This is a genomic window from Sphingobium sp., assembly GCF_035511395.1.
Classification (GTDB): Bacteria; Pseudomonadota; Alphaproteobacteria; order Sphingomonadales; family Sphingomonadaceae; genus Sphingobium.
In genome coordinates, this window is record NZ_DATKFP010000234.1 from 1 (window position 1) to 9,210 (window position 9,210).

10 protein-coding genes and 1 pseudogene are annotated in these 9,210 nt (G+C 63.4%); all 11 read right to left on the reverse strand.

The genetic code is table 11. From position 1 onward, the window contains the following. Positions 1–253 precede the first annotated feature (253 nt). Positions 254–1,090 carry an SDR family NAD(P)-dependent oxidoreductase gene (locus VMR39_RS15940; protein WP_325416922.1) on the reverse strand — a complete coding sequence of 279 codons (837 nt, stop codon included), beginning with the start codon at positions 1,088–1,090 and terminating at the stop codon, positions 254–256. Then, positions 1,087–1,473, reverse strand: coding sequence for a PaaI family thioesterase (locus VMR39_RS15945; RefSeq protein ID WP_325416923.1), 387 nt, complete (start codon positions 1,471–1,473; stop codon positions 1,087–1,089). The genes VMR39_RS15940 and VMR39_RS15945 overlap by 4 nt, the downstream gene beginning before the upstream one ends. Further along, complete coding sequence (locus VMR39_RS15950; RefSeq protein ID WP_325416924.1) at positions 1,470–1,892, reverse strand: PaaI family thioesterase; 423 nt, start codon at positions 1,890–1,892, stop codon at positions 1,470–1,472. The genes VMR39_RS15945 and VMR39_RS15950 overlap by 4 nt, the downstream gene beginning before the upstream one ends. 1 nt (position 1,893) lies before the next feature. Continuing rightward, positions 1,894–3,072, reverse strand: a complete 1,179-nt coding sequence (locus tag VMR39_RS15955) for an acyl-CoA dehydrogenase family protein (protein ID WP_325416925.1) — start codon at positions 3,070–3,072, stop codon at positions 1,894–1,896. Then, complete coding sequence (locus tag VMR39_RS15960) at positions 3,069–4,127, reverse strand: acyl-CoA dehydrogenase family protein (RefSeq protein ID WP_325416926.1); 1,059 nt, start codon at positions 4,125–4,127, stop codon at positions 3,069–3,071. Before VMR39_RS15960 ends, VMR39_RS15955 begins: the two co-directional genes overlap by 4 nt. 213 nt (positions 4,128–4,340) lie before the next feature. Then, on the reverse strand, positions 4,341–4,817 hold the full coding sequence (locus tag VMR39_RS15965) for an Lrp/AsnC family transcriptional regulator (protein WP_325416927.1): 477 nt from the start codon (positions 4,815–4,817) through the stop codon (positions 4,341–4,343). Then, on the reverse strand, positions 4,814–5,293 hold the full coding sequence (locus VMR39_RS15970) for an Lrp/AsnC family transcriptional regulator (protein WP_325416928.1): 480 nt from the start codon (positions 5,291–5,293) through the stop codon (positions 4,814–4,816). The genes VMR39_RS15965 and VMR39_RS15970 overlap by 4 nt, the downstream gene beginning before the upstream one ends. 9 nt (positions 5,294–5,302) lie before the next feature. Next, positions 5,303–6,619, reverse strand: a complete 1,317-nt coding sequence (locus tag VMR39_RS15975) for an MFS transporter (RefSeq protein ID WP_325416929.1) — start codon at positions 6,617–6,619, stop codon at positions 5,303–5,305. 3 nt (positions 6,620–6,622) lie between these two features. Further along, on the reverse strand, positions 6,623–7,381 hold the full coding sequence (locus tag VMR39_RS15980; protein ID WP_325416930.1) for an SDR family NAD(P)-dependent oxidoreductase: 759 nt from the start codon (positions 7,379–7,381) through the stop codon (positions 6,623–6,625). 20 nt (positions 7,382–7,401) lie between these two features. Continuing rightward, positions 7,402–8,922 (reverse strand): amidase, encoded by a 1,521-nt coding sequence (locus VMR39_RS15985; protein ID WP_325416931.1) that lies wholly within the window; start codon positions 8,920–8,922, stop codon positions 7,402–7,404. Positions 8,923–8,932: 10 nt separating this feature from the next. Further along, positions 8,933–9,210 (reverse strand): annotated as a pseudogene (locus VMR39_RS15990) ((2Fe-2S)-binding protein); the annotation flags it as partial.

Consider the following 9,210-nt stretch of genomic DNA (forward strand, 5'->3'; position numbering starts at 1 on the left):
GTTGCCCCGGCGGCAGGGCGGCGACGGCGGCCGCATAATCGACTCCAGCCGCGTTTCCGGCCGCATCCTTACTGGGTTCAGCCTTTTCCGCTGTCTCAGGATTGCCGCAACCGGCCAGGACCAGGCTTGCCATGATGGTTATCGGCAGAAAACGCATGATATCTCTCTTCTGAAAGGACCAATGGAACGCCGCGCGCATCCAAAGGTCACAGGAAACAGGGTCTGATTCATCATGCGCTGGAATGCGGATATTTCAAGCCTTTATGACTTCGCCGTTCAGCCCGCATATCGGAGCCTGCAACCGTTCGAGCAGGGGAAGGCTGCGCACGATATTGCCGGTCAGTTCATCGGCAGGACGGTGGCAAAGCTGAAACGCCGCTTCCGCCATCGCCTCGACAGGTTCGAGATGATCGCGCGTATCCCATCCGCCCACGGCCAAAGCCCCTTCGCTGGCGACCGCACCCACCGGCGCGAGCGCGTTGACCGCGATCTTCTCCCGCGACAATTCCAGCGCCCATCCGGCGGTCAACCGATCCAGCGCCGCCTTGCTGGTGCCGTAAAGCGTGGCATGACCGTCGCGATTGAAACGGACATAGCGATCGTCGGGATCATAGGGTGCGGGCGGCGGCATATCGGCCGTGGCGCTGGAGATATTAAGTATCCAGCCTTCGCCCTGCTTACGGAAAAACGGCAGCGCCTGCTGCGACAGTTCCTGCGGCGCGTGCAGGTTCATCTGAAAGGCCAGATGGACATGCCTTGGCTGCGCCTCCCAGACCGGCAGGAACCGCGACCAGGCGGCATTGTTGAGGAGGATGTCGAGCCTGCCGAAATGTGCGGTCGTTTCCGGCACGATGCGGGCGCGATCGGCCGGATCGGCGAGATTGGCGGCAATCGCCAGGCATTCCCCGCCCGCGGTGCGGATCAGTTCAGCGGTTTCCGCAAGCGATCCGGCGAGGCCTCCGCCCGGCTCGACAGTGCGCGCCACGATCGCGACCTTCGCGCCCTCTGCCGCGAAGCGTCGGGCGATGGCTGCGCCAATGCCCCGGCTGGCTCCGGTTATGATGGCGACACGCCCCGTCAATGGCTTCATGATCCGCTCCCCTCCTCCAGCAACAGATGCATCCGTCCGGTGGCTATCGGTTTTTCCCGATCCGCCTGCCAGCAGATGGCATCGATATTCACGACATTCCGTCCGATCCGGCTGAGCCGTGCCTGCGCGAAGCTGTCCACCATCAGCCCGCCGCGCAGAAAGTCGAAACCCATGTTGATCGGCTTGGGCCAGGGCGCGCCACGCTCCTGCGCAATGGCCTCCAGACAGGTCAGTTCCAGCAGGCTGGCGATCACGCCGCCATAAAGGAAGCCCGGACGCCCTTCCAGTTCCGGCCTTCCGGCCATCATCAGTGCGACCGTTCCCGGCTCGGACCGCATATCCTCAATCCCCAGCATCCGCGCATAGGGTGTGCGGGCGATCATGCGGCCTCCGTGAAGAAGAAGCTGGCGGTAGCAAAGGCGATCGGCTTGTCCGGATCGCCGTCATGCACGTCGCAGCGGGTGAAGGCGACACGGCGCGTCACATGGTGGCAGCAGGCCCGCGCATGCAGGCTTCGTCCCGCCCGCGCTGGCCGCAGATAGTCGATATGCAGGTCCAGCGTGGCCATGCCGCGCCATTGTCTCGTCCGGGCGATGATCGCCGCGCCCGCCGCCGCGTCGACCAGCGACAGGATCGGCCCCGACGCCACCAGCCCCGCTTGGGGATCCATCAGGAAACCGGGCGTAAAGGGGCAGGCCAGTTCCGCCCAATCGGGACCATGATCCACCGTGTAGATGCCCAGCAATGCATGATGCCCGCGCGGCGGCAGGTTGCTCAACCGCTCGAAGGCATCTTCCGCCATGTCACGCGGTTCCACGCGGTTCGCGCGGCAGGCCAAGACCACGCTCAGCTATCAGGTTGCGCTGAATCTGATTCGTACCGCCATAAATGGTATCGGAGCGTGAGAAGAGGAACAGATTGGGCAGCGTGTCCCACTCATAGTCCGGATGGTCGCTGATTTCGCCGCCCTGCCCCAGCACGTCCATCGCCAGTTCGCCCAGATTGCGCCGCCAACTCGCCCACTGGATCTTGTAGGTCAGCGCGGCGCCGTCGATCGAGCTATGGTCGGTCTGCGACAGCATCCGGAGCGCGCCATAGCGCATCAGCCGCAGCCCGATTTCCGCCTTGGCCAACCGCTGGCGGATCAACGGATCATTGGCCGCGCCATTCGCCCTGGCGGCCGCGATGATCTCATCCAGTTCGTTGCGGAACCCCATTTGCTGACCCAGCGTCGAGACGCCACGCTCGAACGCCAGCAGTCCCATGGCAATACGCCAGCCATCGCCCACCGCACCGATCAGGCTGTCCGCCGGGCAGCGCGCATCGGTAAAGAAGGTCTCGTTGAACTCGGCATCGCCATTGATCTGGCGAATGCCCCGTATCTCGATCCCCGGCTGGTCGATGGGCATCATCAGGAAGGTGAGGCCTTTCGGTCCCTGCGACCCTTCCCCGGTGCGGGTGATGACGAAGATCCAGTCGGAAATATGGGCAAGGCTGGTCCAGATCTTCTGACCATTGACCACCCACTCGCCATCCTCCAGTCGCGCCTTGGTGCGGACGCTGGCAAGGTCGGACCCAGCATTGGGTTCGGAAAAGCCCTGGCAGAAGATCGTCCTGCCCGCCGCGATATCGGGCAGAAATCGCTGCTTTTGCTCATCAGTCCCGAAGGTGAGGATGGTCGGGCCGGCCAGTTCGATGCCGATATGATTGACCCGTCCCGGCACGCCCGCGCGGGCATATTCCTCGGCAAAGATCACCTGTTGCGCCAGCGTCGCGTCGCGTCCGCCCCATTGCTCCGGCCAGCCGATGCAGGACCAGCGATGGGCGGCGAGTTGCTGCTCCCACTCCTTGCGCCGTTCGGGACTTCCGGTCAGCTTGGTGATGCCCTTGATGTCGCGAAATTCGCCGGCCATCTGGCCGTTCAGCCAGTCGGCGCATTCCTGCCGGAACAGTTCATCCTCATGGGAGAACCCAAGTTTCATGCTGCTTCTCCCAGGATCATCGTGGCGATTTTCTCGCGGTGCCAGTTGCCGCTACCGAGCATCGTCTGAAGCGAGCGGGCGCGCTTGAAGAAAAGGTGCGCATCATGCTCCCAGGTGAAACCGATGCCGCCGTGCAGCTGGATCATGTCTCCGGCGCAGCGGAAAAAGCTGTCGGCGGCAAAGCTTTTCGCGGCATGGAGCGCCAGTGCGGCTTCGCCCGCCCCTTCGTCCACGGCGCAGGCAGCCCAATAGACAGCCGACCGGGCCTGCTCAATTTCGACCATCATGTCGGCAAGCCGATGCTTGTAGGCCTGAAAGGAGCCGATCGGGCGGCCGAACTGGACGCGTTCTTTCGCATAGGTCACGGTTCGATCCAGACAGGCCTGCGCGCCGCCCAATGCCTCGGCAGCGACAGCGACAAAGGCCGCGCGATGGGCCGCCGCAAGCGCCGCAACCGGGTTAGGCAAACGCTCACCCACCGCACCGTTCAGTTCGACATGGGCGAAAGGCCGGGTCTGATCCATGCTCGTCTGCGCGGTAACGGTGACGCCCGGCGCGTCGGCGCGAACGGTCCACATCTGCTGCATGTCGGTCACGACAAATATGTCGGCGCTGGCGCCATGGGTGACGAAGCGGGACGATCCGGTCAGCCGGTCTCCGTCAGCCTGCATCCCCGCATCGTGAAAATAGCCGGCAATGCGTTCGCCCGCAATCAGCTTCGGCAGCCACTCCGCTTGCTGGGCGTCATTGCCGCCCGCCGCGATCGCCTGCGCTGCCTGAACCAGACTACCCAGCATCGGAAGCGCGGCGACCTGCGCGCCCGCCGCTTCAGCTATGATCGCCAGTTCGACCAGCCCCAATCCGGCACCGCCCGCATTTTCGGGCAGGCCGATACCGGACAGCGCGAGTTCCTGACAAAAGGCGTTCCATAACGCCCGGTCCATGCCATCGGCCGCCATCGCCTTGCGCGTGCGATCGCTCGTGGCATTTTCCGCGAAGAAGGCGCGCGCCGTCTCCGCGATCATCCGTTGTTCTTCGGTAAATGCGAATTCCATCTCTGGCCGCCCTCAAAATCCTCATGGAGTCTGCCCTGTCGGGCAAGGAGGACAAGCAGCCCATCGGCCTACGCATCCCCTCCCGCAGCTGGCGGCAGGAACGCTTACATGCGCACCATCAATCCGCCTGCAAATGTGCTATATGAGGTTTAAGACAGTTTCAAGCGTCGATTTGCGGAAATATAAAAATATCATTTCCCGCAAATATTATAATCAGGCCGGCGATACCTCGGTAATGCGCACCACCCGGTTGCTGAACTTCACCGTTCGGACTGCGAGCGACGTTTCGACATGGCTGACCCCCGACATCGCCAATATGTACCCCGCCGTCATCCGGTGGAGATTGTCCAGATCGTCGTAGAGGCATGTGGCCATGATGTTGCATGGCCCCAGCGTGATCATGACCGACTGGACCAGAGGAATATGCGCGATGTCCCGTGCAATCTGGCGGACATGCGCGACATCGGCCTGAACCGCGATGAAGGCGATATTGGTCGCCTTGTCCAGCTTGAAGCCCGTCAGCGCGGTGAAGGCGATCAGCTTATCCTGTTGCAGCCGCTTGATGCGGCCCCGGATCGTACCTTCATTCACGCCCAGATCGGCCGCGATCTTGCGGTTGGAAACGCGCGCGTCCTGCGCCAATATTGCGATCAACTGGTGATCCAGGTCGTCCAGGTCGGGCCGGCTCATACCAGCCTCCTGCTGTCTATCGGTGCTGTATCCAGGCCATATTTGACGATGTCGAGGCCGATGGCCGGGGTCATCGAACGAATGCCGGGCACTTTCGACAGGCTGTCGGTGATCAGCGGCGACAGTTCATCCATGTCGCGCAGCGTCAGAAGCAGGCTGATCTCATAACGACCGGTGACAAGATGTGCGGCAAAGACCTGCGGGAAGACCGCCAGTTCCTCTGCAACGTCCAGCGCCGGACGACCGCAGACCTCGACCGCCAGATGGATGAGGACATGATGGCCATGCACCGCAAAGTCGGACACGGCAACGACGCGCAACATGCCCGCATCTTCCATGCGTCGGATCCGGGTCGACACGGTCGAGGCGATCAGATTCAAGGACTCCGCGATCTGCTGATTGGTCGCCCGGCCGTTCAGTCGCAACTGTTCGACAATCTTGCGGTCCATCTCATCGAACGCGAAAGTCTCACTCATAAACCGGCCTCAAACCCTATCCCCTGAAACCCTTTCCGGCGCCGGTCTTGCCAGCAAAGGGTCGGCAGGTCGATCAGAAAGCGCATCATGCAACGCAGCGCGATCGCGCTCGACCCGGCCGCTCGCCGCCCAGCCAAGCAAGGCGGCGAGAAATCCGAAGGGAATGACACAGGTGAGCGCCATGCGCAGCGCGGCGGCGTCATGGCCCATCATTTCGCTCAACGCGCCCGTCGCCCAGGGACCGACGAAAAAGCCGAGCAAGGTGGTGACGGCCAGGAACAGGGCGGTGGACGCCGCCCGGATGCGCGGCGGCAGCATATATTGCAGCGTCGCGAGGAAACCGACCGACCAGCCGCCACCGAGCAGCCCGGCGGGAATCGCGGCCATGCGTGCCCAACCGAAGCTGCCGGCCCAACTGGACAGCAGGATCGCGCAAGTGGCGGCGGCGAGCGCCAGCGCAGAAAGGCGCGAGGGCCAGATCATGCTTCGCCGTGCCAGCCTGTCCGACAAGGCCCCGAACAAAAGCATGCCCACCAGCCCGGAAAGACCGAAATTGAGCGCAAAGGCGGACTTCACCGCCACCGGGTCGAGCGCAAAGGCGCGCGTGAACAGTTCCGGTCCCCAATAGCCGAAGGCAACGCCGGACAGCACGCCAAAACCAAAGGCGAACATCATGAACAGATAGGCAGGGCTGTGCGCCAGCCATCGCACCAGCAGGCCGAACGGCACGGCTTCGACCTGTGCCTCGACACGCCCGCGCCTTGGCTCGCGGATCAGCAGGAGGGCGCAGACGCCAAGGATCAATCCGATGGCGCCCATGCTGTGGAACGCCATGCGCCAGTCATGGTGCGCCGCAATCGCCGGGCCACCGGCCTGCCCGGCAATCTGGCCGACATAGGCGGCCAATCCCAATATCGCGAAGGCCAGCCCCCGCCGTTCGGGACGGAAATAATCCGACAGCAGCGAATAGGCCGGGGCGACGAAAGCCGCTTCCCCGATCCCCACGGCGACCCGCGCCAGGGTCAGGCTGAGCGGACCGGTCGCGAGGCCGGTCGCGATCGTCGCACCACTCCACAATACGCAGCCCGCGGCGATGATCTGTACCCGCGAGGTACGATCCGCGAGGCGCGCAAAGGGCACACCAAGGATCACATAAAGCAGTACAAACGCCGGGCCCATCAACATGCCGACCATTGCATCGCCAATGCCGAACTCGGCCTTGATCGGGCCGATCAGCCCGGTGATCAGATAGCGGTCAGCATAGTTGACGATGTAGATCGCCAGCAGCGTCACCAGTACGATCCAAGGATTGGAAGCAGCTTTCATTTCTCAGTCCCGTAGCAGCGAGCCGCCATTGACGTGCCACAGTTGTCCATTAACCCATTCACCATCATCCGACGCCAGAAAGGCGACCGCTCCGGCAATATCGTCGGGCTTGCCCAATCGCTGGTGGGGCAGGCTTTCAAGCATCGACTGAACATAATCCTGCGTCAGATGCTGGGCGACCGCTTCGGTGAGGACCACGCCGGGGCAGATGCCGTTGGCGCGAATACCCTGTTTGCCGAATTTCCGCGCGACATGGCGGACCAGCGCGTGCAGCGCATTCTTGGTCATCGGATAGGCGACCTGCAATGGATTGCCCGAAATCGCCGCGCCGGAGGAAGTGTAGATCATGGCGCCGCCGCCCCGTTCCATCATCACCGGCAGCGCCACCTGTGTCGCAAGGAAATGGCTCTTCGCGTTGATCGCGAAGCTGCGGTCAAGCACATCCTCGCTGCAATTCAGCACATCTATGTCGCCTTCGGTGCCGCCCGCCAGATTGCTGTGGTAGAAATCCAGCCGTCCGAACTCGGCCAGCGCGGCTTCGACGATGGCGGCTTGCGACGCAGCCTTGGTGCCGTCCAGTGGCACGCCGATCGCCCGACCGCCTTCTGCGCGGATAGCCTGCGCGGTTTCTTCTGCCCAGTCGCTGACGATATCGCCGATGACAACCGAAGCGCCCTCGGCCACCAGTCGCCGCGCCGTCGCTGCACCGATCCCTCGTCCACCGCCCGCGACGATGCCCGCCTTTCCTGCCAATCCTCTCATCTCATTCTCCACCTTATCTTTTAGATTGTCGGGCGCCGCTCCTTCCACGGCGCGGCCTTTTCGAGCTGTCCGGCGAGCCGGAGCAGGGTCGCCTCATCACCATAGCGACCCACGAACATGACCCCGATCGGCAGTCCGTTTTTCGCCATGGCGAGCGGCACAGACATGGCCGGCTGGCCGGTCATGTTCTCAATCTGGGTGAAGGGCGAAAAGGCGGCGGTCCGCTGCCCCCAATGCATGAAATCCGCATCGGGTGACAGGTTGATCCGCCCCAGTTCCAGCGGCGGCGCCGCCAATGTGGGCGAGAGGATCACGTCATAATTCGTCATGAACTGCGCCATTGTCAGAGCGGCTGCCTGGAGCGCGTTGTTCGCCCGGATGACGTCCATGCCCGTCACCTTCTGCCCATAGCCGACAAAGCCGAGGGTGATCGGTTCCAGAACATCGGGGCCGATGGCGACGCCGGTCGCTCTCGCGCGGTCGAGCATGTCCGCAGCCACGGACGAACCGATCAACGCAAAGCCTGCCGCGCCGATCGCGGCCATGTCCAGCTTCGGCGCGGCTTCCTCGACATGATGACCGAGCGTTTCGCAAAGCCTTGCCGCATTGCGGGCCGCTTCGACACATTCAGGGTCCACTGGCGATCCAGCCGGCGCATTCAGCATCAGCGCGATACGCAGGCGGCCAGGCGCCTTACCGACTTGCGACAGGAAAGTCTCCGCCGGCGTCGGGGCGGCGTAGCGGCTGCCCGGCTCCGGTCCCTGCGTCGCGTCGAGGATCGCGGCGGAATCGCGCACGCTGCGGGTGATCGCGTGATGCACCGACAGCCCGCCCCAGCCTTCGGTGCGCGGCGGCCCCATCGGCACGCGACCACGGCTCGGCTTCAGTCCGAACAGGCCGCAACAGGATGCGGGAATGCGGATGGACCCGCCGCCGTCCGTCGCATGGGCAGCGGGCAGCACGCCTGCGGCTACGGCCGCCGCCGCGCCTCCCGACGAGCCACCGGTAATATGGCCGGGATTCCACGGATTGCGCGTGTCACCCGTCAGCTTGTTCTCGGTCGTGCCGGTCAGGCCCAGTTCGGGCACCGTCGTCTTGCCGAAGATGACGAAGCCGGCCCTTTCGATCCGGCGGACCAGTTCCGACGTCACGTCGGGCCTGAAGCCCTTGAAGAAGCGACTGCCATTTTCCGTCGGCAAGCCAGCAATATAGGTGTTGAGATCCTTGAGCAGCCAAGGGACGCCGCTGAATGGCCCGGCGGGCAAGCCCTTCGCGATCGCTGCCCGGCCATAATCATAATGTTTCTGGGCGAGGAAGTTGAACCGGGGATTGAGCGCTTCCGCTCGGCGGATTGCCGCTTCGAGCAATTCACCGGGAGAAACCTGCTTCTTTCGGACCAGTTCGGCCAGCCCGATCGCATCATGGCTATCAAGCGGATCGCCGCGGGTCGCGGCAACGCCCCTAGATGCGCCTGCCATTCCCATCAGCGCCGCCGCTCCGGCAACGACCTCGCGGCGAGTGGCACCTGCTCCCTCTTCCATCACCAATCCCTCAATCCTGCACGTAATAGCGCTGATAATATTTGCGGAATTGCGGGATGGGACCATCCCCGTCGCAGATGATCGGGTTTGGCTCGAACTTCTGTCGATCCCACACCACCTTGTCCTGATCGAACTGCTTGCAGATGTCGCGGATGATCGCCTTGGCCACGCCCGCGCGCTCGCCCTCCGCCTGCGCCCTCGGCTGCGTGAAGCAGAAGCGGACATGGACATGATCCAGTTCGACCGGAGCCAGACAAGCCATCAACAGCGTTTCGGAAATGCCGGTGA

What these genes read in the sequence shown, in the direction of transcription:
- VMR39_RS15945 (WP_325416923.1), bottom strand. Translation starts at nt 1,473, where the DNA reads ATGATCGCCCGCACACCCTATGCGCGGATGCTGGGGATTGAGGATATG.
- VMR39_RS15975 (WP_325416929.1), bottom strand. Translation starts at nt 6,619, where the DNA reads ATGAAAGCTGCTTCCAATCCTTGGATCGTACTGGTGACGCTGCTGGCG.
- VMR39_RS15965 (WP_325416927.1), bottom strand. Translation starts at nt 4,817, where the DNA reads ATGAGCCGGCCCGACCTGGACGACCTGGATCACCAGTTGATCGCAATA.
- VMR39_RS15970 (WP_325416928.1), bottom strand. Translation starts at nt 5,293, where the DNA reads ATGAGTGAGACTTTCGCGTTCGATGAGATGGACCGCAAGATTGTCGAA.
- VMR39_RS15940 (WP_325416922.1), bottom strand. Translation starts at nt 1,090, where the DNA reads ATGAAGCCATTGACGGGGCGTGTCGCCATCATAACCGGAGCCAGCCGG.
- VMR39_RS15950 (WP_325416924.1), bottom strand. Translation starts at nt 1,892, where the DNA reads ATGGCGGAAGATGCCTTCGAGCGGTTGAGCAACCTGCCGCCGCGCGGG.
- VMR39_RS15960 (WP_325416926.1), bottom strand. Translation starts at nt 4,127, where the DNA reads ATGGAATTCGCATTTACCGAAGAACAACGGATGATCGCGGAGACGGCG.
- VMR39_RS15955 (WP_325416925.1), bottom strand. Translation starts at nt 3,072, where the DNA reads ATGAAACTTGGGTTCTCCCATGAGGATGAACTGTTCCGGCAGGAATGC.
- VMR39_RS15985 (WP_325416931.1), bottom strand. Translation starts at nt 8,922, where the DNA reads ATGGAAGAGGGAGCAGGTGCCACTCGCCGCGAGGTCGTTGCCGGAGCG.
- VMR39_RS15980 (WP_325416930.1), bottom strand. Translation starts at nt 7,381, where the DNA reads ATGAGAGGATTGGCAGGAAAGGCGGGCATCGTCGCGGGCGGTGGACGA.